General features: G+C 58.2%; 19 protein-coding genes and 1 pseudogene. 7 read left to right on the forward strand and 13 right to left on the reverse strand.

The annotated features are described in order from the left end of the window. Positions 1-9: 9 nt before the first annotated feature. A complete protein-coding gene (gene glyA / locus ACYZT3_RS27250; protein WP_282380536.1) occupies positions 10-1,263 on the reverse strand; it encodes a serine hydroxymethyltransferase in 1,254 nt (417 codons plus the stop codon). 191 nt (positions 1,264-1,454) lie between these two features. After that, positions 1,455-2,171 carry a TraX family protein gene (locus ACYZT3_RS27255; RefSeq protein WP_282380538.1) on the reverse strand — a complete coding sequence of 239 codons (717 nt, stop codon included), beginning with the start codon at positions 2,169-2,171 and terminating at the stop codon, positions 1,455-1,457. 133 nt (positions 2,172-2,304) lie between these two features. On the opposite strand from ACYZT3_RS27255, the gene ACYZT3_RS27260 reads away from it, so the two are divergent. The 3 genes from ACYZT3_RS27260 to ACYZT3_RS27270 all read left to right on the forward strand — a co-directional run bounded on the left by ACYZT3_RS27260 (position 2,305) and on the right by ACYZT3_RS27270 (position 5,183). After that, positions 2,305-3,345 carry a threonine aldolase family protein gene (locus ACYZT3_RS27260; RefSeq protein WP_282380542.1) on the forward strand — a complete coding sequence of 347 codons (1,041 nt, stop codon included), beginning with the start codon at positions 2,305-2,307 and terminating at the stop codon, positions 3,343-3,345. Positions 3,346-3,594: 249 nt separating this feature from the next. Then, the gene (locus tag ACYZT3_RS27265) at positions 3,595-4,128 is read left to right on the forward strand and encodes an REP-associated tyrosine transposase (RefSeq protein WP_462031121.1); all 534 of its coding nucleotides are present in this window, start codon (positions 3,595-3,597) and stop codon (positions 4,126-4,128) included. Between the two features lie 230 nt (positions 4,129-4,358). Next, positions 4,359-5,183 carry an SDR family oxidoreductase gene (locus tag ACYZT3_RS27270; protein ID WP_462031122.1) on the forward strand — a complete coding sequence of 275 codons (825 nt, stop codon included), beginning with the start codon at positions 4,359-4,361 and terminating at the stop codon, positions 5,181-5,183. A 44-nt stretch (positions 5,184-5,227) separates the two neighbouring features. Here the strand turns inward: ACYZT3_RS27270 and gbcB are convergent, their stop codons facing one another. After that, on the reverse strand, positions 5,228-6,328 hold the full coding sequence (gbcB, locus tag ACYZT3_RS27275) for a glycine-betaine demethylase subunit GbcB (protein WP_462031123.1): 1,101 nt from the start codon (positions 6,326-6,328) through the stop codon (positions 5,228-5,230). 287 nt (positions 6,329-6,615) lie between these two features. Here gbcB and gbcA point away from each other — a divergent pair, with 287 nt between their 5' ends. Next, positions 6,616-7,911, forward strand: a complete 1,296-nt coding sequence (gbcA, locus tag ACYZT3_RS27280) for a glycine-betaine demethylase subunit GbcA (protein ID WP_282380548.1) — start codon at positions 6,616-6,618, stop codon at positions 7,909-7,911. A gap of 708 nt (positions 7,912-8,619) precedes the next feature. Here the strand turns inward: gbcA and ACYZT3_RS27285 are convergent. The 7 genes from ACYZT3_RS27285 to ACYZT3_RS27315 all read right to left on the reverse strand — a co-directional run bounded on the left by ACYZT3_RS27285 (position 8,620) and on the right by ACYZT3_RS27315 (position 16,999). Beyond that, the gene (locus tag ACYZT3_RS27285; protein WP_462031124.1) at positions 8,620-9,186 is read right to left on the reverse strand and encodes a GNAT family N-acetyltransferase; all 567 of its coding nucleotides are present in this window, start codon (positions 9,184-9,186) and stop codon (positions 8,620-8,622) included. A gap of 21 nt (positions 9,187-9,207) precedes the next feature. After that, positions 9,208-9,978: an electron transfer flavoprotein subunit beta gene (gene etfB, locus ACYZT3_RS27290; RefSeq protein ID WP_282380552.1), complete on the reverse strand. Its 771-nt coding sequence runs from the start codon at positions 9,976-9,978 to the stop codon at positions 9,208-9,210. 15 nt (positions 9,979-9,993) lie between these two features. Next, positions 9,994-11,214: an electron transfer flavoprotein subunit alpha gene (gene etfA / locus ACYZT3_RS27295; RefSeq protein ID WP_282380554.1), complete on the reverse strand. Its 1,221-nt coding sequence runs from the start codon at positions 11,212-11,214 to the stop codon at positions 9,994-9,996. Continuing rightward, the gene (gene dgcB / locus ACYZT3_RS27300; RefSeq protein WP_462031125.1) at positions 11,214-13,163 is read right to left on the reverse strand and encodes a dimethylglycine demethylation protein DgcB; all 1,950 of its coding nucleotides are present in this window, start codon (positions 13,161-13,163) and stop codon (positions 11,214-11,216) included. The genes etfA and dgcB overlap by 1 nt, the downstream gene beginning before the upstream one ends. Positions 13,164-13,336: 173 nt before the next feature. Further along, positions 13,337-15,397: a dimethylglycine demethylation protein DgcA gene (gene dgcA, locus ACYZT3_RS27305; protein WP_462031126.1), complete on the reverse strand. Its 2,061-nt coding sequence runs from the start codon at positions 15,395-15,397 to the stop codon at positions 13,337-13,339. 15 nt (positions 15,398-15,412) lie between these two features. Next, on the reverse strand, positions 15,413-15,943 hold the full coding sequence (locus ACYZT3_RS27310) for a DUF5943 domain-containing protein (RefSeq protein WP_003194877.1): 531 nt from the start codon (positions 15,941-15,943) through the stop codon (positions 15,413-15,415). Positions 15,944-16,021: 78 nt separating this feature from the next. Beyond that, positions 16,022-16,999, reverse strand: coding sequence for a dipeptidase (locus ACYZT3_RS27315; RefSeq protein ID WP_131060646.1), 978 nt, complete (start codon positions 16,997-16,999; stop codon positions 16,022-16,024). 234 nt (positions 17,000-17,233) lie between these two features. Here ACYZT3_RS27315 and ACYZT3_RS27320 point away from each other — a divergent pair, with 234 nt between their 5' ends. Together ACYZT3_RS27320 and ACYZT3_RS27325 are read left to right on the forward strand one after the other, a co-directional pair. After that, entirely contained in the window at positions 17,234-17,635 is a 402-nt protein-coding gene (locus ACYZT3_RS27320; RefSeq protein WP_462031127.1) for a lysozyme inhibitor LprI family protein, read from the forward strand. An 11-nt stretch (positions 17,636-17,646) separates the two neighbouring features. Continuing rightward, positions 17,647-17,877: pseudogene (locus ACYZT3_RS27325) on the forward strand (helix-turn-helix domain-containing protein); the annotation flags it as partial. Positions 17,878-17,954: 77 nt separating this feature from the next. Here ACYZT3_RS27325 and ACYZT3_RS27330 read toward each other — a convergent pair. Then, positions 17,955-18,932, reverse strand: a complete 978-nt coding sequence (locus tag ACYZT3_RS27330; protein WP_462031128.1) for a tyrosinase family protein — start codon at positions 18,930-18,932, stop codon at positions 17,955-17,957. Between the two features lie 231 nt (positions 18,933-19,163). On the opposite strand from ACYZT3_RS27330, the gene ACYZT3_RS27335 reads away from it, so the two are divergent. Continuing rightward, positions 19,164-19,580, forward strand: a complete 417-nt coding sequence (locus tag ACYZT3_RS27335) for a DUF3010 family protein (RefSeq protein ID WP_462031129.1) — start codon at positions 19,164-19,166, stop codon at positions 19,578-19,580. Positions 19,581-19,695: 115 nt separating this feature from the next. Here ACYZT3_RS27335 and ACYZT3_RS27340 read toward each other — a convergent pair whose 3' ends face one another. Next, positions 19,696-20,061 (reverse strand): helix-turn-helix domain-containing protein, encoded by a 366-nt coding sequence (locus ACYZT3_RS27340; RefSeq protein ID WP_462032433.1) that lies wholly within the window; start codon positions 20,059-20,061, stop codon positions 19,696-19,698. Positions 20,062-20,324: 263 nt separating this feature from the next. Next, positions 20,325-21,674 (reverse strand): KamA family radical SAM protein, encoded by a 1,350-nt coding sequence (locus ACYZT3_RS27345; protein ID WP_462031130.1) that lies wholly within the window; start codon positions 21,672-21,674, stop codon positions 20,325-20,327. Positions 21,675-21,710 lie beyond the last annotated feature (36 nt).

The following is a 21,710-nucleotide window of genomic DNA, read 5'->3' on the forward strand; positions in this document are numbered from 1 at the left end:
AAACCGCGCTCAGCGATAAACCGGGAAGTCCGCGCACAGGGCCGACACTTGCTGCGCGACGTTCGCCTCGACATCGGCGTCGCCGAGGTTGTCGAGGATGTCGCAGATCCAGCCGGCCAGCGTGACGCACTGGGTCACCTTGAAGCCGCGCGTGGTCACCGCCGGGGTGCCGATGCGCAGGCCGGAGGTGACGAACGGCGACTGCGGATCGTTCGGCACAGCGTTCTTGTTCACGGTGATGTGGGCGCGACCCAGTGCTGCATCCGCCTCTTTACCGGTGAGGCCCTGACGGATCAGGCTGACCAGGAACAGGTGGTTGTCAGTCCCGCCGGACACTACATCGTAGCCGCGTTTTATAAAGATGCCGGCCATGGCCTGAGCGTTGTCGATCACTTGTTGTTGGTAAGCCTTGAAACCTGGCTCCAACGCTTCCTTGAAGCACACCGCCTTACCGGCGATCACGTGCATCAGCGGGCCGCCCTGACCACCGGGGAATACGGCAGCGTTGAATTTCTTTTCCAGCTCTTCATTGGCCTTGGCCAGGATCAGACCGCCACGAGGACCGCGCAGGGTTTTGTGGGTAGTGGTGGTGACCACATCAGCGTACGGCAGCGGGTTCGGGTAGAGGCCGGCAGCGACCAGACCGGCAACGTGAGCCATATCAACAAAGAGATAAGCGCCGACTTTGTCAGCGATCTGACGGAAGCGCGGAAAGTCCAGGGTCTTCGAGTAAGCGGAGAACCCGGCGATGATCATTTTTGGCTTGTGCTCGACCGCCATGCGCTCGACTTCGTCGTAATCGATCAGGCCGGTGGCGGTGTCGATGCCGTACTGCACAGCGTTATAAAGCTTGCCGGAGAAGCTGACCTTGGCGCCGTGGGTCAGGTGACCGCCGTGGGCCAGGCTCATGCCCAGCACGGTGTCGCCAGCCTGCAGCAGCGCAAGGAATACCGCGGCGTTGGCCTGGCTGCCGGAGTGCGGCTGCACGTTGGCGTAGTCGGCGCCGAACAGCTGCTTGGCGCGTTCAATAGCCAGCGCTTCAACCTTGTCGACGTGCTCGCAGCCACCGTAGTAGCGCTTGCCCGGATAGCCTTCGGCGTATTTGTTGGTCAGGCCACTGCCTTGCGCTTCCATGACGCGTTTGCTGGTGTAGTTCTCGGACGCGATCAGCTCGATGTGATCTTCCTGGCGTTGCTCCTCGGCATTCATCGCCGCCAGCAGTGCATCGTCGTAACCCTGGATCTGGTCTTGCTTGCTGAACATCGCGTCTCTCCCAGCGGCGGCAGTGCGCCATTCGTCTCGGTGAGGCACGTACCTTTCGGCAGTGCCCTTTGGATGCGATGGTATGACCGGCGCAGACAGGTCAAATGCCTATGGACGCCACGCAAAGGTGCGTTTACGACATGAGCGCAATTGGCTGGTCAGACACTGCCCTCAAACCCACAGGGACTATGTCAGGTCAGGAGTTGGCGCAGGACCAACAGTGCGAGGAAATGCGCGGGATAGAGCGCATACGCCCAACGCCGCATCGGTGGTGGCTTGAGATGTTTGGCATGTCGCAACAAGACCAGCCCCAGCAATGGCGCGATCAGACAAGTGGTGATACCGAGGATGGCCGCACGGTTACCAAATCGGGCGGAGTAATACAGCACCTCCCATTGGTTGGCGGCCAGACAGACCAGTCCGGGCAGCAGACTGAAGTACCAGGGCCGCTTGATCACCAGCAACATCCCCAGCGGCAACAATACGCCGAAGAAGCCGAACATCAGGCGTTCCGGGAACAGCGCCGCCAGCGTCAGAGCGCCGACCGCGAGCAGTCGCGATTGCAGCGCTTCCTGCTGCCAACCACGCGCTACCAATAGCCCCAGAACCAACGTGGGCAGCACGTTCAAGGTGTTGGGATCAGGAATGTACATCCGGTAGGGAATTTCGCTGATGGCGCTAAACAGCAACAACCAGCCCAGATAACGCCACTGGCCGTCGGTCGTCACCGCGCGGGCCCGCGAAAGGTTTGCGGCCATCGCCAGACAGAACCACGGAAAGGCCAGCCTGCCCGGAACATACAGAATATCGACGGAATAACCGACATATCGCAGGTGATCGAGCACCATGCTCAACAGCGCCAGCCACTTGAGCAGATCCAGTGCCCCGTCCCTTTGCGTCATGTGCATAATTGCCCGGCGTCTTTGTATTTTTCTGACAGCATCATCGCGTGTGCTCTCCTGACGATCTTGGGTAAAGTGCGCACCATCATTGACCACGGAACTCTTCACCATAAGAGCCCCCCGAACACGGAAGCCGGCCATGACCGATAAGAGCCAACAATTCGCCAGCGACAACTATTCCGGTATCTGCCCTGAAGCCTGGGCTGCCATGGAACAGGCCAACCACGGCCACCAGCGCGCCTATGGCGACGACGAGTGGACCGCACGCGCGTCCGACGATTTCCGCAAACTGTTCGAAACCGACTGCGAAGTATTCTTCGCCTTCAACGGCACTGCCGCCAACTCCTTGGCCCTGTCGTCGCTGTGCCAGAGTTACCACAGCGTGATCTGCTCGGAAACCGCCCACGTCGAAACCGACGAATGCGGCGCACCGGAATTCTTTTCCAACGGTTCCAAGCTGCTCGTCGCCCGCACTGAAAACGGCAAGCTGACCCCGGAATCGATCCGCGAAATCGCGCTCAAGCGCCAGGACATCCACTACCCGAAACCGCGCGTAGTCACCCTGACCCAGGCCACCGAAGTCGGCAGCGTCTACACCCCGGAAGAAATCCGCGCCATCAGCGCCACGTGCAAAGAGCTGGGCCTGAATCTGCACATGGACGGTGCGCGGTTTTCCAATGCGTGTGCGTTCCTCGGCTGCTCGCCAGCGGACCTGACCTGGAAGGCCGGTGTCGACGTGTTGTGCTTCGGCGGCACCAAAAACGGCATGGCCGTCGGGGAAGCGATTCTGTTCTTCAACCACGCACTCGCCGAAGACTTCGACTACCGCTGCAAACAGGCCGGGCAACTGGCCTCGAAGATGCGTTTCCTCTCGGCACCCTGGGTCGGGATTCTGGAAAACGACGCCTGGCTCAAATACGCCAAACACGCCAACCACTGCGCGCAGTTGCTGGCGGAACTGGTGAGCGATATTCCAGGCGTGGAACTGATGTTTCCAGTGCAGGCCAACGGCGTGTTCCTGCAACTCTCGGAACCGGCGATCGCTGCATTGACGGCCAAGGGCTGGCGCTTCTACACCTTCATCGGCAACGGCGGCGCACGCTTCATGTGCTCGTGGGACACCGAAGAAGAACGCGTACGGGAACTGGCGGCGGATATTCGCGAGGTCATGTCCCGCTAACTTCCCACATGATCGTTCCCACGCTCCGCGTGGGAATGCCTCTCGGGACGCTCCGCGTTCCTGCTTCACCGCCGATGTAGAGTCGGACACTGTTGTGACGCAGAGCGTCACGGGCTGCATTCCCACGCAGAGCGTGGGTACGATCATTACGGGCGTGTCGCAATTTCCCACTCGCTCCGCGTCGCTGTCTGCTAGCCCCATCACACTACGGCGCCCACCCTAGTCATTCCCGCGCAAAGGAATGCACCCATGGGCCGAAGCCGCTACACCATCACCGAACCCGACAAACCCCACTTCCTGACCTGCACCCTCATGGAATGGCTTCCGCTATTCATCCGCCCCTACATCGTCGACCACCTGCTCAATTGCTGGCGCTATCAGCAATCCCATCGAGATCTAAAACTGTATGGCTATGTGGTCCTGGAGAACCATCTCCACTTCGTTGCCGAGGCTCCAGACCTAAGCAAATGCCTCAGCCAATTCAAATCCTTCACCGCCCGACAAATCATCGACGATCTGCAAAACAAAGGCGCCGAGCGCGCTTTGCGGCGCCTGCGCTTCAGCAAACGTGCACACAAGCAGGACCGGGTGTATCAGCTATGGCAGGAAGGTTCGCATGCGGAAATGGTGTACAGCGAAGCGGTGATGCGCCAGAAGCTGGATTACATCCACTACAACCCCGTAAAACGCGGTTATGTGGATTTGCCGGAGCACTGGCGCTATTCCAGTGCCAGGAATTATGCCGGGATGGAGGGGTTGATCGAGATTCAGCGCTGGTATTGACGCATACGGCACTGATGATCGTTCCCACGCTCTGCGTGGGAATGCAGCCCGTGACGCTCTGCGTCACAACGGTGTTTGGCTCCACGCAGGCGGTGAGGCTGGAACGCGGAGCGTCCCTGGAAGCATTCCCACGCGGAGCGTGGGAACGATCAGTGGCGGCTGGGGAGTTAGTCTACATTGACTGCGAGCTGCTTCGATCCGCTCAGATAACAATAATCAGGAGCGCACGCATGTCATTGAAAGGCAAAACCCTGTTCATTACCGGCGCCAGTCGCGGAATTGGTCGCGAGATCGCACTGCGGGCCGCGCGGGATGGGGCCAACATTGTGATTGCCGCTAAAAGCGCCGAGCCTCATCCCAAACTGCCGGGTACGATTTTCAGCGTGGCGAAGGAAGTCGAAGCCGCGGGCGGCAAGGCGTTGGCCTTGCAGGTAGATGTGCGTGATGAAGTCGCGGTGCGTGAGGCGCTGGCCCAGACCCATGAACATTTCGGCGCCATTGATGCACTGATCAACAACGCCGGGGCAATCAAGTTGACCGGAGTCCAGCACATCGAACTCAAGCGCTTCGACCTGATGCACCAGATCAACACCCGCGCCGTGCTGCTGTGCAGTCAGGCCGCCCTGCCCTACCTGAAAAAAACCAGCGGCCACATCCTCAACCTGTCTCCGCCGCTGAACCTGGCCACCAAGTGGTTCGCCCAGTACAGCCCGTACACCGTGACCAAGTACGGCATGAGCATGCTGACCTTAGGCATGAGCGAGGAATTCAAGAACTACGGCATCAGCGTCAATTCATTGTGGCCGCAGACGATGATTGCGACCGCCGCCATCGAGTTTCAACTCGGGTCACGCGAGTCCTTCAAGCATGCGCGCACGCCTGCGATCATGGCGGATGCCGCTCACCTCATTCTGGACAGCAGCGCTCGCAGCATTACCGGTCGTTTGCTGATCGATGAGGAAATTCTGGGTGAACACGGAGTGACGGATTTTGAACAGTATCGATTTGCACCGGATACAACCGACACACTGATGCCGGATCTGTTTGTCGACTAAACGAAAGCGATCCCATCCCGATATCGGGATGGGATAACAAAGGCTTAAAACTCGATCCGCACATCACCCTTCGGCACGCTGCAGCACGAAAGAATAAACCCCTCGGCCTCATCTTCCTCGGTGATCCCGCCGTTGTGATCCATCTCAACCTCGCCACCCAACTTCATTACCTTGCACGTCCCGCAGATCCCCATCCCGCAAGCCTTCGGAATCAACAGACCCAGCTTGGCCGCCGCCGCATGCACGGTTTCACCCGGTGCAACGCGAATGCTCTTGCCGGACGCGGTGAATTCCACTTGATGCAGGTCCGCCACATCGATGTCCGGTGCATCTGCTGCTATTTCGGCTTGTTCAACCGCATCGGCACGGGCTTCCGGTGGCGTGGCGCCGAAGGATTCCTCGTGATAACGGCTCATGTCGAAGCCGACCGCTTCGAGCATGCGCTTGACCGCGTTCATGTACGGCGTCGGGCCGCAGCAGAACACTTCGCGCTCAAGGAAGTCCGGCGCCATCAGTTCGAGCATCTTGTGGTTCAGGTAACCGCGATAACCGGCCCACGGCTCGCCCAGACCATGCTTCTCGCAGATCAGGTGCAGGCTGAAGTTATCGATCCGCGACGCCATGTGTTCCAGTTCGCGGTGGTAAATGATGTCTTTCGGCGAACGGGCGCTGTGGATAAACACCATGTCGACGTTGCCGTTGGTGTCATAGAACCAGCGAGCCATCGACATGACGGGCGTGATACCGACGCCACCGCTGAGGTACAGAACCTTCGGCGCAGTGAAGTCCATGGCGTTGAACAGCCCGACCGGCCCGTGCACGGCCAGCTCCTGGCCTTCATGCAGGGTGTCGTGCAGCCAGTTCGAAACCTTGCCGCCCGGTACGCGCTTGATCGTCACCGAAAAGCTGTACGGCACCGATGGCGAGCTGGAAATGGTGTAGGAGCGCATGATCGGCACGCCTTCGATCTCCAGCTCCAGGGTGACAAACTGCCCCGGTTTAAAGAAGAACAAAATCGGCTGGTCAGCCATAAAGCAGAAGGTGCGCACATCCCAGGTTTCCTGGATGACTTTGACGCAACGGACGATGTGTCGACCATTGGCCCAGGTCTGGGTGGTTACCGGATTCAGGAAGCTGTTGGACATGCTGTTCTCCACCGCCGATGCTCGGCCTTATGTTGGCAATTCTGCGTAACGCGCGAACCACCCATTTACCTATCTGCGACATTCACATACTTATCGCGACCAGCCCTTAACTACCGGGGGTTGCGCGTCGGGAACAGAGTGGGCCATGTCGCTCGTGGATAAGGTTCTGGCGTGCGCCGGCCCCACACTCGGCCCCACACAAAGACGTTTTCTTTACACCCTTGCGTAGCAAACCGTATCAGCCACTATTTCGCCGGCCACACAAAATGGCCTTGAGGATCAAATCGATGGACGTCACCGCAAAAATCAGTCTGGGCGATCCGCTGGAACCCGCACGCAAGGCCACCGCGCAAATGCTTCAAGAGCGCGAACGCACTTTCTCGCTGCCGCAGCCGTTTTACTCTGACGAGCGGCTGTTTGATATCGACATGCAGGAAATCTTCTCGAAAGAGTGGTTGATCGCCGGCATGACCTGCGAGATCCCGACCAAGGGCAATTACCTGACCCTGCAAGTCGGCAAGAACCCGATCATCGTGATTCGCGGTGCCGAAGGTGTGGTGCATGCGTTCCACAACGTCTGCCGTCACCGCGGTTCGCGGCTGTGCACCAGCGAAAAAGGCAAGGTCGCCAAACTGGTTTGCCACTACCACCAGTGGACCTACGAACTGGACGGTCGCCTGCTGTTTGCCGGCACCGAGATGGGCGCCGACTTCGACATGAAGCAGTACGGCCTAAAACCGGTGAACGTGAAGACTGCCGGCGGTTACATCTTCATCAGTCTGTCGGAGAATCCGCCGGCCATTGATGACTTCCTGTCGACGCTGAACCATTACATGGAACCGTACGACATGGAGAACACCAAGGTGGCGATCCAGACCACCTTGTTCGAAAAAGCCAACTGGAAACTGGTGCTGGAAAACAACCGCGAGTGCTACCACTGCAACGCATCGCACCCGGAACTGCTGAAAACCTTGCTGGAATGGGACGACGTTACCGACCCGCGCGCTGACCAGGCCTTCAAGGACCACGTCGCCGCCTCCGCCGCTGCCTGGGAAGCCGAGAAGATTCCTTACGCCCACGCCAGTTTCGGCCTGCGTAACCGCATCGTGCGCATGCCGCTGCTCAAAGGCACCGTGTCGATGACCCTGGACGGCAAACAGGGCTGCGCCAAACTCATGGGCCGCATCAAGAACCCGGACCTGGGCTCGATGCGCATCCTGCACCTGCCGCACTCCTGGAACCACTGCATGGGCGATCACATCATCGTCTTCACCGTGTGGCCGATCAGCGCGCAGGAAACCATGGTCACCACCAAGTGGATCGTGCACAAGGATGCGGTCGAAGGCGTGGATTACGACGTGGAACGCATGCGCAAGGTGTGGGATGCGACCAACGACCAAGACCGTCGCCTGGCCGAAGAGAACCAGCGCGGCATCAACTCCACCGCTTATCAGCCAGGGCCTTATTCCAAGACCTATGAGTTTGGCGTGGTGAACTTTGTGGATTGGTACAGCGAGCGTTTGCTGAACAACCTGGGGGCTGAGCCTGCGCCTTACCTCAAAGGCGTGCCGGTTCAAGGCTAACCGACCCCGCTGAGACAAAAAACCGCGAACACGTTTCGCGGTTTTTTATTGTTCAAATTTCGATCAATTGCATTGGAGCTGCCACGGGTGTGGGGCTGTAGAGGTTCGCGAACAAGTTATCCACACCTTCACCCACAGCAAATGGGGACAACTCGGTTTACAGCGAAAACTTTCTACACAGAAACCGAAGAAAATCCGTGACTTATCCAGAAGCAGGGTTTTGAACTGCGATTGGTTGTTTTTTGATCGGAAGCCTGTAAGGCACGAAATACGTGGCCTGCAGAGGATGGCGAACACCTTATCCACAGAAGCGCCAACAGACTTTGGGGGCAACTTCGATGGATCTGTGGAAAACCGTTGGAGGCCGCGATATATCGGGGTTTTCGCGCGGTTTATCGATCTAAAACGATGATTTGATCGTTTTTTGATCATCCACCTGATAAGCCCGTTTTATATGGCCTGTAGCGGACAGCGAACATCTTATCCACAGATGCGCTAACAGAGATTGGGGGCAAGTATTGGCTCGCGTGAAAAGTTATCCTCAGGAAAAAGCCTGAAAAAACCGCAAGTTAAGTTGGTCGTTTTTTATACGAAGGGTTGCAGGGCTTGATTTGTATGGGCCGTGGCGAACGGCGAACATGTTATCCACAGAAGCGCTCACAGGGACTGTGGGTAAACACATCATCCTTGTGGGATAGGATTCGTGCCTTAAGGCCGATACATCAGATAGGCCTCACCCGTGACCCGAATCATCGGGTGTGGCGTGATCTGGCAGGTATCGACGATACGGAAGCCGTGGCGCTCGTAGAACCGGCGGGCGCCGGTGTTCACGGCGTAGTCGATCAGGCTCAAGCCATTGAGCCCAAGCTGGTTGGCTCGGTCGTAGGCGTAGGCGAGGAACTGCTTGCCCAGGCCCTGATTTCGCCAGCCTTCATGAAGCGCCAGGCTGGAGATATAGAGGGTGTCGGGAATTTCCATCCTGGCATACGGCGCCAGGACCGGATCGGTCACAAGGGCCGCCAGCGGATCGTGACGCATCACGTAGCTGTGCATCATGCCAATGACGTTTCCCTCGGCCTCGGCAATGAGGCAGTTCTGCCAGGAAAAATCCACGTCTTCACGGGCGTACCGACTGGCACCGACATCCAATAGGTCCTGACCGGGCTGCGCCAGTTGACTCCAGATGTAATCCGCAGCGCCTTCTGATGAAATCTGAAACAAACGAGCAATCTCCCGCGCATCCGCGCGCAGGGCCGAACGAAATTCAACTGCCATTTAGCAGACTCCACAGGACCGTTAGCGAACGACGCCTTCCTCAATCAATAACTTGAGAATCGCCTCAGCCCCAGCGGCAGCACTCAACCCTTTAAGCACTTGTCCGCCTCCACCACTGGCCTTGGCCGTCGCGGCTTTCATCCGGTCCGCGCCACTCTTGGCCTTGATCACCTTCAAGCGTTTAGGCCGTGGCTTGGCCGGTTGCAGGGTGGCGACCGCCAGCAGTTCATCGTCGATCACTTCGACTTCATCCGCCTGCAACACCCCGCGTCGGGCCGGCCCGTAAGCGCTCTGCCGAGGTTTCGGCGCAGCGTTATCCACCGTCGCGAGAAACGGTAGCCGCACTTTCAAACGACGACGCTGACCGCGTGGCAAGGCTTGCAGCACCAGCGCCGAACCGCCGTCGATGGATTCAACTTGAGCCAGCCCTACGACGAGCGGCCAGCCTAGATTTTCCGCCAGCAGGAACGGCAACATGCCCGAGCCTTCGCCGGTTTCCGCCTGGCTGCCGGTCAGCACGACCTGAGCTCCGGCGTCACGCAAATACGCGGTCAATGCCGGCAGTGCATCGGTGCCTGAAGGTTGTTCAAGCACATGCAACTGTTCCAGGCCCATGCCCAGATACGCGCGCAATGCAGGCTCCGCGACATCGCCTGCATGCAGCACTTGCAGGTTATCCCCAGCCAGTTGCAGACCCAGTTCCACCGCCCGCGCATCCTGTTCAGCGCGACGTGGCCGGCCGGAAGTCGGGTGGGCGCCGATGGACACCAGGCTGATGATTTTCGTGCTCATAACCCTTTCCTTTCCTTAAGCCGCATCGCGCTTGGCTTCATTGCGGTAAGCCTCTACCGCATCGATCAAGGCTTGAAGAATTTCGGCGCTTTCACCGATCACCGACAGGTCGGCCCGTTTGATCATGTCGCAGCCAGGATCGAGGTTGATCGCCACCACCTTGTCGCAGGCACCGATGCCTTGCAGGTGCTGGATTGCCCCGGAAATCCCCACCGCCACGTAGACCCTTGCGGTAACCCAGGTGCCGGACGCACCGACCTGACGGTCGCGCGCCATGAAGCCGTCATCCACTGCCACACGGGACGCGCCTTCGGTCGCGCCCAACGCTTCGGCCGTCCTGTGGAAAAGTCCCCAGTCCTTGACCCCGTTGCCGCCGGAGAAGATGAATTCGGCTTCGGCCATCGGAATCGCCGCCGGGTCCACTGCCACCGCGCCCAAATCCTCGATGCGCGAGAGACTGCGCACCACCGCTGTGGATAACTCCACCGGCAAGGCTTCGTGACGGGTTTCGCTGACCGGTTCGGCGCATTCGACGGCGGCCAGAATCAAGCGAGCGACCGGGCGCGCAAGGTCTTGCAAACCAGCACCAGCGCGGCCGATGCACTCCTGATCCTTGACCTGCCAGACCCGCGTGGCCGGGCGCTCGCCCAGTGCTGCGGCAAAGCGTCGACCCAGTTCCCCCCCGCCGCTGCGGCTGTCCGGCAGCAACCAGTGACGCGGGCTGAACTGGTTATCCACAGCCCGCAGGCCCTGGACTCTTTGTTCCGGTGCATAACCGCTGAATTCGTCACCATCGAGCACCAGTAAGCGATCGACGCCCGCGGTGGCGAAAGCGTTTTCTTTGTGTTCGCCGAAGACCACGGCCAACACCGCGCCGTCCTTGCCGGCCAACTGATGGGCCAGACCGAGCAAGTCGCGATCGTGGCTGCTCAAGCGGCCGCCGACCATGTCCGGCACCACGCTGATGTAAAACGCAGGTGCAGGCACTTGATGCAGCGGCAATTGCACTTCAACCGCGGCCGAACGTTTTGTCGCCCCGCCCTGTTGAGCGCCGCTGCGGTCGATCCGTTTGATGCCGTTGGGACCGATAAAACCGATGCCATGGGGATTCTTGCGGATGATGCCATTAGGTCCCATCCAGCTGTGCTGCGCCGGTTGCATGGCCGCGTGCAGCGGGTGCAGGCGGTTGCGGGCGATCCATTCGGCGCGTGGGTCGCGGCGGATAATGTCGCTCATCAATGCACCTCCGCAGGTTCACGTTTGGCTGGTGTGGCCGGCTTGCCTGGCGCGGCGTCTTCGAGCAACGCATCGGCCACCAGTTCGGCGATGTCCTTGATCAGCGGCCGGGGTTCGACCACGCCTTCGAGCATCGCGGTGCATTGTGGACAACCCACGGCCACCAGTTCGGCGCCGGTTTCGCGGATGTCGTCCATACGCATGTCAGGGATCCGTTGTTTGCCCGGAATGTCGGTAATCGGTGCACCGCCACCACCGCCGCAGCAGCGCGAACGGAAACCGGAGCGTTGCATTTCCTTGATCTCGATCCCGAGGGCACGCAGCACTTCACGCGGCGCCTCGTATTCGCCGTTGTAACGACCGAGGTAGCACGGATCGTGATAAGTCACGCTGCTGCCTTTGTGCTGACCGAGGTTGAGGGCGCCAGCGCCGATGATTTCGGCCATGTAGGTGCTGTGGTGCTGCACGAGGTAGTGGCCGTCGAAGGCGCCGTACTCGTTTTTCAGCACGTGGAAGCTGTGCGGGTCGCAGGTGACGATACGGTTGAAGCTGTACTTGGCCAGGGTCTGGATGTTGCGTTTGGCCAACAACTGGAACGTCGCTTCGTCGCCCAGGCGTCGGGCCACGTCACCACTATCACGCTCTTCAAGACCGAGCACCGCGAAGTCGACCTTGGCTGCTTTCAGCACTTTGACGAAGGCGCGCAAGGTGCGCTGGTTGCGCATGTCGAAGGCACCGTCGCCGACCCAGAACAGCACGTCGACAGATTTCTTCTCGCTGAGCAGGTTCAGGTTCAAGTCCGCCGCCCAGTTCATCCGCCCGCCCGGCGCGAAACCGCCAGGGTTATCGGTGGCGATCAGGTTTTCGAGGACTTCGGCGCCCTTGTTCGGGGTTGCGCCTTTTTCCAGGGTCAGGTGACGGCGCATGTCGACGATGGCGTCGACGTGCTCGATCATCATCGGGCACTCCTCGACGCAGGCGCGGCAGGTGGTGCAGGACCACAAGGTTTCAGCGTCCACCAGACCGTTGACGATCGGTTGATGCGGGTTGCCGGCGTGTTCGCCAATCGGTTGGCCTGGATAAGGGCTGCCGGCGAACTTGGCATCGGTGCCACCCGCGAGGCCGACCACCATGTCCTGAATCAGTTTTTTCGGGTTCAGCGGCTGGCCGGCGGCGAATGCCGGGCACGCCGCTTCGCATTTACCGCACTGCACGCAGGCATCGAAGCCGAGCAGTTGGTTCCAGGTGAAATCCTTGGGTTTTTCCACGCCCAGTGGCGCGGTCGGATCATTCAGATCCAGCGGTTTCAAACCGGTGGAACGACCGCCGCCAAAACGTTCGGCGCGACGGTGCCAGGCCAGGTGCAGGGCACCGGCGAAGGCGTGCTTCATTGGCCCGCCCCAGGTCATGCCGAAGAACAGTTCGCTAACGCCCCACAGCACACCGACGCCAAGGATCGCCGCCAGCACCCAACCACCGAAGTTTTCCGGAAGAATGCCCGCCACCGGCAGGGTCAACAGAAAGAAGCTTGCAGAGAATGCCAACAGGCTTTTTGGCAGGCGCATCCATGGCCCTTTGGACAGGCGAGCCGGTGGGTTGCGACGACGCAGAAACATGAAAATCGCACCAACGAACATCACCGTCGAGGCAATCAACAGGGCAACACCAAGAATGCGACTGTGCAGGCCGAAACCGTGAACCAGTATCGCCAGCACCATTGACGCCACCGCACCACCCGCAGTCGCGACGTGGGTGTTGGCGATGTATTTGTCCCGCGCGACGACATGGTGCAAGTCGACCATGTAGCGCTTGGGCATGGCGAACAGGCCGCCGATCAGGTCGACTTTCGAAGCTCGACCTCGGCGCCACATAGCCACCCGCCGCAACGCGCCCAGGACAGCCAGGCCCAGGGCAGCGAACAACAGGATTGGAAGAAGGGTGTTCAACATGGTGGAGCTCCCAAAGACCTCGGGTCTTGCAGGCCTAACTAGCTGGATGCCTTGCTCGAATTCCTGTAGGAGCGAGGCTTGCCCGCGAAGGCGATGGATCAGCCGACATCAATGTTGAATGTCAGGAGGCCTTCGCGGGCAAGCCTCGCTCCTACAGGGTTATCCACAAGCTCTTAGAAATCCTTGCACAACCGCAGCGCGTCGTAGATCGCCGCGTGGGTGTTGCGTTGCGCCACGCAGTCGCCGATGCGGAACAGCAAGTAGCCGTCGCCCGCCTGGCTCAGCGAAGGTTGCGGTTTGATCGCGAACAAAGCTTCGATGTCCATCTGGCCTTTGTTGCGCGAGCCTTCCTTCAACGCGTAGTAGATTTCTTCGTCCGGACGCACGCCGTTTTCGACGACCACCTGGTCCACCACCCGCTCCTCTTTGGCGCCGGTGTATTCGTTTTCCAGCACCGCCACCAGCTTGTCGCCTTCGCGGTAGACCTTCTCCAGCATCATGTCCCCAGTCATGATCACTTCTTTGGGGTACATGCTGCGGTAGTAGGTCGGGAACGACGTACCGCCGATGGCCACACCCGGTTTGATGTCGTCGGTGACGATCTCGACCTGGCTGCCCTTGTCGGCGAGGAAGTCGGCGGTCGACATCCCGGTGAATTCGCAAATGGTGTCGTAGACCAGCACATTCTTGCCCGGTGCGACCTTGCCATCGAGGATGTCCCAGCTGCTGACCACCAGGCCTTCAGCCGCGCCCCAATGTTCGTTCTGCTCCAGGAATGGATGACCGCCGACGGCGAGCACCACCACGTCCGGACGCAAGTCCAGAATAGTTGCTGCATCGGCCGCCACGCCCAGGCGCAGGTCGACTTTCAAACGGGCCAGCTCAAGCTGGAACCAGCGAGTGATGCCGGCAATCTGGTCACGCTGTGGCGCTTTCGAGGCAGTGGTGATCTGCCCACCGATGAATTCTTTCTTCTCGAACAGGGTCACGTCGTGGCCGCGTTCGGCCGACACGCGAGCGGCTTCCATCCCGGCAGGACCGGCACCGACCACCACAACCTTGCGCTTCACACCGGTCGACTTCTCGATGATGTGCGGCACGCCCATGTATTCACGGGAGGTCGCGGCGTTCTGGATGCACAAGACGTCCAGGCCCTGGTACTGACGGTCGATGCAGTAGTTGGCGCCGACGCATTGCCTGATCTGGTCGACCTGACCCATTTTGATCTTGGCGATCAGGTGCGGGTCGGCGATGTGGGCGCGGGTCATGCCGACCATGTCGACGTAACCGCCTTCCAGAATACGGGTCGCCTGGTTCGGGTCCTTGATGTTCTGCGCGTGCAGTACCGGGGCCTTCACCACTTCTTTAATACCGGCCGCCAAGTGCAGGAACGGCTCCGGTGGATAACTCATGTTCGGGATAACGTTGGCCAGGGTGTTATGGGTGTCGCAACCCGAACCCACCACGCCGATGAAGTCGATCATGCCGGTGTCATCGTAGTACTTGGCGATCTGCTTCATGTCCTCGTGGGACAAGCCGTCCGGGTGGAACTCGTCACCGCACAGACGGATGCCGACACAGAAATCCGGGCCGACTTCAGCCCGCACAGCCTTGATCACTTCCAGGCCGAAACGCATGCGGTTCTCGAAGCTGCCGCCCCATTCGTCGGTCCGCTTGTTGACGCGCGGGCTCCAGAACTGGTCGATCATGTGCTGGTGCACTGCCGACAGTTCGACGCCGTCCAGGCCACCGGCCTTGGCGCGGCCAGCCGCGGTGGCGTAGTTGCCGATCACCCGCCAGATTTCTTCCGGCTCGATGGTTTTGCAGGTCGCACGGTGCACCGGTTCACGGATGCCCGACGGCGACAGCAGGGTTGGCCAATGCTCGCCATCCCAGCGCGAACGACGACCCATGTGGGTAATCTGGATAATGATCTTGGCGCCATGCTTGTGCATGGCATCGGCCAGGTTCTGGAAGTGCGGAATGATCCGGTCGTCGGCCAGGTTGACCGACTTCCACCAGCCTTGCGGGCTGTCGATGGCCACACTGGAGGAACCGCCGCAAATCGCCAGGCCGATCCCGCCCTTGGCTTTCTCTTCGTAATACTTGACGTACCGGTCGGTGGTCATGCCGCCGTCGGTGGCATAGACCTCGGCGTGCGCGGTGCTGAGCACGCGGTTACGGATGGTCAGTTTGCCGATCTGGATCGGCTGGAACATTGCTTCGAAAGCCATGACGGGGTCCTCGACTTACAACGGCTTGACGGTGAACAAACCGTCGTCGTGGCCTTCTTCGGAGCCACCGTAGACTTGTTCGGCAACCGTGCGAATGTTGCTGCCGCGGGCTTGCAGAATCTGGTCCATGGCACCGGCAAACCAGCCGGTGAACATGTAGTCGACCTTACGTCCGACCTTGCCGTAGACATAGACGAACGCCGAGTGTTCGAGCTTGACGCTGGCAGTGCCTTTGTCGAGGTCGATGTCCTGGATCTTGAACAGGCCCCAGCCGCGCTGCGACAGGCGCTTCATGTAGTGTTCGAACACCGCAACGCCTTCCAGGCCGTGGCATTCAGCTTCTTTTTCACACCAGTGCCAGGCGGATTTGTAGCCGGCCTTGTAGAGGATTTCGGCGTAGGCGTCGGCGCCCAGCACTTCCTCGATGCCCATGTGGTTGTTGACGAAGAAATGACGCGGTACGTACAGCATCGGCAGGGCGTCGGAGGTCCAGACACCGGTTTCGCTGTCAACTTCGATTGGCAATTGCGGGGCGATCTTGGCCATGGAAACTTAACTCCAGAAAATTCGTGGTGTTGCCCCCGGCACGGACGGCCGGGGGAAAGGATTCAGAGGTGCTGTGGCTTACTCGCCCCAGACGTCCTTCAAGACGTTGACCCAGTTCTCGCCCATGATCTTGCGGACCACGCGCTCGGGATGGCCGCGCTTGAGCAGGGTTTCGGTCAGGTTCGGGAACTCGCCGACGGTGCGGATGCCCAGCGGGTTGATGATCTTGCCGAAGCTGGTCAGGCGGCGGGCGTAGCCCTTGTCATGGGTCAGGTATTCGAAGAAGTCCTGGCCATGGCCCTGGGTGAAGTCCGTACCGATGCCGATCGCGTCTTCGCCGACGATGTTCATGGTGTATTCGATGGCTTCGGCGTAATCGTCGATGGTCGAATCGATGCCCTTGGCCAGGAATGGCGCAAACATGGTCACGCCGACGAAACCACCGTGATCGGCGATGAACTTCAGTTCTTCATCGGATTTGTTGCGCGGGTGAATTTTCAGACCCGACGGCAGGCAATGGGAGTAGCAGACCGGTTTCTTCGATTCGAGGATGACTTCTTCGGAGGTTTTCGAACCCACGTGGGACAGGTCGCACATGACGCCGACGCGGTTCATCTCGGCGACGATTTCACGACCGAAACCCGACAGGCCGCCATCGCGCTCGTAGCAGCCGGTACCGACCAGGTTTTGGGTGTTGTAGCACATCTGCACGATACCGACACCGAGCTGCTTGAACACCTCGACGTAGCCGATCTGGTCTTCAAACGCATGAGCATTCTGGAAACCGAAGAGGATGCCGGTTTTACCCTGCTCCTTGGCCTTGCGGATATCGGCGGTGGTGCGCACTGGAATTACCAGGTCGCTGTTTTCGCGGATCAGCTTCTGGCTGGCGGCGATATTGTTGACGGTGGCCTGGAAGCCCTCCCACACCGACACGGTGCAGTTGGCCGCGGTCAGACCGCCCTTGCGCATGTCTTCGAACAGCTCACGGTTCCACTTGGCAATAATCAGACCGTCGATAACGATGCTGTCGGCGTGCAATTCGGCTGGGCTCATCAGGCTGTCCCCTATTAGCGATTCGTGCGCCGAATCGTGTGTCGGCGCTTTGGGGCCAGCATATGCCTGAGGGACGGGGTAGCCGGGTGCAAAAACGACAGGGGGTTTGCCGAAAGCGTCAATCTGCGACAAAGGGTCATGGTCGGGCGTCATGAGCCACCTGTTCAAGGGCCTTCGCATGGGCCAGAATTCGCGGCATTACTGAATATGCACTGAAAAAGGGGCTGCGACGCAATGAAATCGATCTTCCTGGCGTTAGCATTGATAGCGACCGGCGTACACGCGGCTGAAGAGTCCGACGACAACCCCTGCGACAAAGTCGAAAACGACGTCCAGACCCTGGGATGCTCGGTCTTCAGCAAAAACACCGCCGAACAGTTGCTCAAAGACAACTACCAAAGCCTGAACGAGCGCATGCAGACGGTCTACGGCAAGAGCCCGGCGCAACTGGCCGACATCACCGCCAAGCTCAAGGGCGCACAACAGCAGTGGCTGAAGACGCGTGATGCGGATTGCGCGGTTGAAGCGTTTCCGGCGACCAGTGGTAGCAAGGCATTTACGATTGCGCAGAATGATTGCGTGGCACGGATGAGTGATGAGCGGTCGGAGTTTTTGGAGTCGATTGGGCAGGAGTAACAAACATAAGCATGGAGAATCATTTGATCCCACACGAAGTAGTCAGCCTTCTCGTTGATGGCGCGACACCTATTCGGGCCTGGCGTGAACATCTGAACCTTACTCAGGATGAAGTGGCCAAACGCATGGGTATCTCCCCACCGGCCTTAGCCCAGCAGGAGACTGTCGCCAAGCCACGCAAGGCGACCGGTGAAAGAATGGCAGTAGCGTTTGGAGTCAACGCCGATCAACTTGAGCTGTAAGAAATGAGCAACAAAATCGCAGCCTTCGGCAGGCTGCGATCTTTTGGCCCTCCCACCGATTTACTGATTTAGCCCTGTCACTCCTGGAACGGCGATTTATTAAGTCGCTGAGGTATCGCCATCACGCTCGGTGCCTGCTCGTACTCGTAATCCAACGCTTCAATGTCCATGACCTCGCTGATCTTTAGCGTCCAGGGTTTGAGTACGTCATGGTAATTGTGGCCCTCGGGGCCGTTTGTCAGTGGCGCGTAATGCGGTGCCCATTCATCGTTGTCTTGTGCCACCCGCGCTTGCCAGTCGGCCCAGACTTTGTCGACGAAACAGTGATGAAGAAAGAACACCGGGTCATCGGGGGAAGTCATCGGCAGCATGTTGCCACCCACCCAAAGATGAACCCGATTGTGCAACTGGGAACTCGAGGTCTTGACCTGAGGATCGCCTCGCTGCGTGATCCAGCCCTCCAGACGGTTTCTGAAACCGCGTACGCAATGACTGGAGTCATACGGGGGCGTGTCATACAGACTCTCGCGCATTGCCATCTGCAGATCTTCAGGGGTTGGCAAGGAGTTCACCACCAGACCGAACTGGCGCTTCAATCCCGGTCCTGGCAGACCGTCATCAGGGTATGACGGGACATGCCACTTCCCATTCTTGAAGGCAAAAGGACCGCTTGCCACCCGCCAGTCGTCGCTCTCGACACCATTGCCGCCCATGAGGTCGTCTTTCCACATCGGAGAGTTCAGAGGGTCGGGGAAATCCTCTGTCCAGTTCCAGTAGGGAATCGTGATCGAGGGGTCGATAGCCTGAAGGTCAGCTTCAAACTGAAGCAAGAACGCTCGATGCCACGGCAGGAATGACGGCCCCCGATGTGCACCGTTTCTGTAGTTGGGGTCGTTCGGCTCATGGGGTAGAACGGTGGGCACCGTGACGTGATGATGCTGATGCTGATGCACATACTGATCGTATTGCCCTGATTCCTTGAGCTGGAGACAAGCGGCGACAAATTTCTGCTTTTCAACATTGGTCAATGAACGAATATTTTTCCGAAGTTTCATCTGACCCGATCCTTGAATGATTAACAGAACAGATGGCCCTGAACGGGCCTGGTGTCGGTTAAACATAGGCATGGCACCGATCGGCGTCTACTGTCAGAAATAACAGGTCAATGTGGGTTGCCGACCAACGGCCTGAGTTAGACTGCTGCCACGCGGCGAGATGACTTCATGCCTCAACTACATCAACATCAACATCAAGGCCATCCGATTCGCTCATAGGGACACCTGTTCATGAAAATCTGCGGTATCGAAATCAAAGGCAGCGAAGCGATCATCTCCGTGGCTTCCCTGGACGGTCAGACGCTTAGCCACATCGCCCTGACCACCAAGAAAATCGCTTTGGACGATGACGACGAAGCCGCGAATGTCAAAGTCTTCGCCGCTCAGGTCGCATCATTCGTGCGTGAGAATTCCATCGACCGGATCGCGATCAAGAAGCGCAGCAAGAAAGGTGAGTTCGCCGGTGGGCCGACCACGTTCAAGATCGAAGGTGTTTTCCAGTTGCTGGAAAATTGCGAGGTCACGCTGCTGTCGCCACAGACCATTAATGCACAGAACAAGAAGTTCGATTTTGAACTGCCGGCGACGCTGAACAAATATCAGCATGAGGCTTACAAAGCAGCGTGCTCGGCGCTGATGAAGAAGTGAGTGCCACAAATTCTGTAGGAGCGTGGCTTGCCCGCGAAGAGGCCGGCACATTCAAAATTACTGTCGCCTGACACGCCGCCTTCGCGGGCAAGCCTCGCTCCTACAAGGGCCAGGCTCAGGCTTTTTGGCTTTGTCGGCGATCTTCCCGCGGACACCGCTCAAACCGCGCGCGATAACTACGAGTGAAATACGACGGCGATTCAAACCCGCACGCAATACTCACCTCCAGCACACTCATGTCCGTCTGTCGCAGCAACTGCCGCGCTTTTTCCAGCCGCAAGCGCAGATAGATATTGGCTAAAAGCGGTGAAATAGGCGCACCTTGTGGTGTGCCCTGCTTCGCAGGAGTTCGCTTTCCGTTTTCAAGAACAACTGTACGCAGCCATCGGACTATAAACGCTAACACCCGTCGATCCGCGATTCGGTGTTGCAGAAAGCACATCATCCACTCGTGATCGATGGTGTCAAAGAACGCGCGAATAGTTGAGCGGGCTGCTCACATTGAAGTCGGTGGGGTGTGGAGCGCTTACTCAAAACCCAAGGCAGGAGCCGTATGCGGTAATTCCGCACGTACGGATCTGTGCGGGGGTGGCAGGTGGCTGCCATTCCTACCGCGACCAGTTGATCTCGCGTCCCGCGGTTATGAAACGCGGATCCATGAAAACCGCGCACAGAGTATTGAGTGGGAGCACATTGTCCCAGGCTGGCAGTTTGATCATCAGCGGCAACGCTGGCAAAAACGGGTTAAGAAACTTCCCTCTCGAAAAAGAACGCAGTCTCCCCAAAAGCCGGTTTTAGTTGATCGAACCACGTAGCATCGGGATCAAATCGTGCGAAGAATGGCCTCTGCACCCAATCCGGGTTTCGTGCTTGGATAAAACGTAAAACAAACACCTTTTCTCCTCGAATTTCAGCTACACCGCAGACCTCAACTTTCCCCGGATCTGCGCTCATCGAAGGTCCTCGGGCAGTCCTGGCAATACCTGAAACTTGTTTGACCGCGTCCCGGTAAATTTCCCACGCACATACAAGAGGGACTTCAAAATATCGGCGGGCCCCGGTATCACGCTCGATAAACATATAGTAAGGAATAATGCCTAGTTGAATTTGCGTCTGCCAGAGTCGCGCCCAGACGTCAGCAGAGTCATTGATATGAGCCAGCAACGGGCCCTGGCTACGTATTTGAGCGCCTGTTTGTCGAACACGAAGAATAGCCTCTCGAGCAATGGCAGGCTCAAGTTCCGCCCAATGATTATAATGAGCCATTAACGCTAAGTGTTTACCGCTGTTGATGATCTTCCTAAATAGATCAAGAAGTTCACCTGCGTCGCTGTCAGTCACAAACCGCTGAGGCCAGAAAGAAAGCGCCTTTGTACCAATTCGGATAGTGTGGATGTGCTCGAATTCAGGCGTCAAAAGAGGTTCTAGGTAAGCACGTAGATTGCTTGTCTTCATAACTAGCGGATCTCCGCCAGTAATTAAAACATCAGTCACTTTAGGGTTGGCCCGAAGGTAATCCAATAGCTGGGCGTTTTCCTTAGCAGCAATCTTGAGCGATTGGTCACCCGTGAATTGGGCCCAACGGAAACAAAAAGTACAGTAGCTATGGCAAATCTGACCAGCGCTTGGAAAAAACAGCACAGTCTCACGATATTTGTGCTGGACACCCGTTACTGTCACGCCAGACAGTGAAGGAATATTACGCTCCAGCTGTCCTGCTGGATGGGGATTGAGTCTAGCTCTAACCGCTTTTATCGCGACCTCACAGGATGAGCGGTCGGAATTCCTTAAAAATAAAGATGCTATTAGATCAAAAGACTCGTTATCCAGCATATCTTTCTGGGGAAAGGTAAGCTGGTATATAGGATCGTTGGGAATATTGCTCCAGTCGATCAATTCTTTGATAACATATTCATTGACTCGAAATGGAAGAACGCTTGCCACCACCTTCATCGCCCAAATAGTCTGGCTGTCTAATTTAGCAAGCTGAGGAATCTGGTCAATTTGATTCAAGGTATAAACCTTGAAACGTTCAACCTCGAATTTTTCTGTGAGGTTTTCAACACTTACCGCTATATTTTCAATAGTATGCATAATTAGTGACCAATAAAATTTTAGGGCAGAACATTG

It is taken from the genome of Pseudomonas sp. MDT1-16, from assembly GCF_054898115.1.

Coding starts and splice junctions, on each gene's coding strand:
- glyA (WP_282380536.1), bottom strand. CDS start 1,263: ATGTTCAGCAAGCAAGACCAGATCCAGGGTTACGACGATGCACTGCTG.
- ACYZT3_RS27255 (WP_282380538.1), bottom strand. CDS start 2,171: ATGCACATGACGCAAAGGGACGGGGCACTGGATCTGCTCAAGTGGCTG.
- ACYZT3_RS27260 (WP_282380542.1), top strand. CDS start 2,305: ATGACCGATAAGAGCCAACAATTCGCCAGCGACAACTATTCCGGTATC.
- ACYZT3_RS27265 (WP_462031121.1), top strand. CDS start 3,595: ATGGGCCGAAGCCGCTACACCATCACCGAACCCGACAAACCCCACTTC.
- ACYZT3_RS27270 (WP_462031122.1), top strand. CDS start 4,359: ATGTCATTGAAAGGCAAAACCCTGTTCATTACCGGCGCCAGTCGCGGA.
- gbcB (WP_462031123.1), bottom strand. CDS start 6,328: ATGTCCAACAGCTTCCTGAATCCGGTAACCACCCAGACCTGGGCCAAT.
- gbcA (WP_282380548.1), top strand. CDS start 6,616: ATGGACGTCACCGCAAAAATCAGTCTGGGCGATCCGCTGGAACCCGCA.
- ACYZT3_RS27285 (WP_462031124.1), bottom strand. CDS start 9,186: ATGGCAGTTGAATTTCGTTCGGCCCTGCGCGCGGATGCGCGGGAGATT.
- etfB (WP_282380552.1), bottom strand. CDS start 9,978: ATGAGCACGAAAATCATCAGCCTGGTGTCCATCGGCGCCCACCCGACT.
- etfA (WP_282380554.1), bottom strand. CDS start 11,214: ATGAGCGACATTATCCGCCGCGACCCACGCGCCGAATGGATCGCCCGC.
- dgcB (WP_462031125.1), bottom strand. CDS start 13,163: ATGTTGAACACCCTTCTTCCAATCCTGTTGTTCGCTGCCCTGGGCCTG.
- dgcA (WP_462031126.1), bottom strand. CDS start 15,397: ATGGCTTTCGAAGCAATGTTCCAGCCGATCCAGATCGGCAAACTGACC.
- ACYZT3_RS27310 (WP_003194877.1), bottom strand. CDS start 15,943: ATGGCCAAGATCGCCCCGCAATTGCCAATCGAAGTTGACAGCGAAACC.
- ACYZT3_RS27315 (WP_131060646.1), bottom strand. CDS start 16,999: ATGAGCCCAGCCGAATTGCACGCCGACAGCATCGTTATCGACGGTCTG.
- ACYZT3_RS27320 (WP_462031127.1), top strand. CDS start 17,234: ATGAAATCGATCTTCCTGGCGTTAGCATTGATAGCGACCGGCGTACAC.
- ACYZT3_RS27330 (WP_462031128.1), bottom strand. CDS start 18,932: ATGAAACTTCGGAAAAATATTCGTTCATTGACCAATGTTGAAAAGCAG.
- ACYZT3_RS27335 (WP_462031129.1), top strand. CDS start 19,164: ATGAAAATCTGCGGTATCGAAATCAAAGGCAGCGAAGCGATCATCTCC.
- ACYZT3_RS27345 (WP_462031130.1), bottom strand. CDS start 21,674: ATGCATACTATTGAAAATATAGCGGTAAGTGTTGAAAACCTCACAGAA.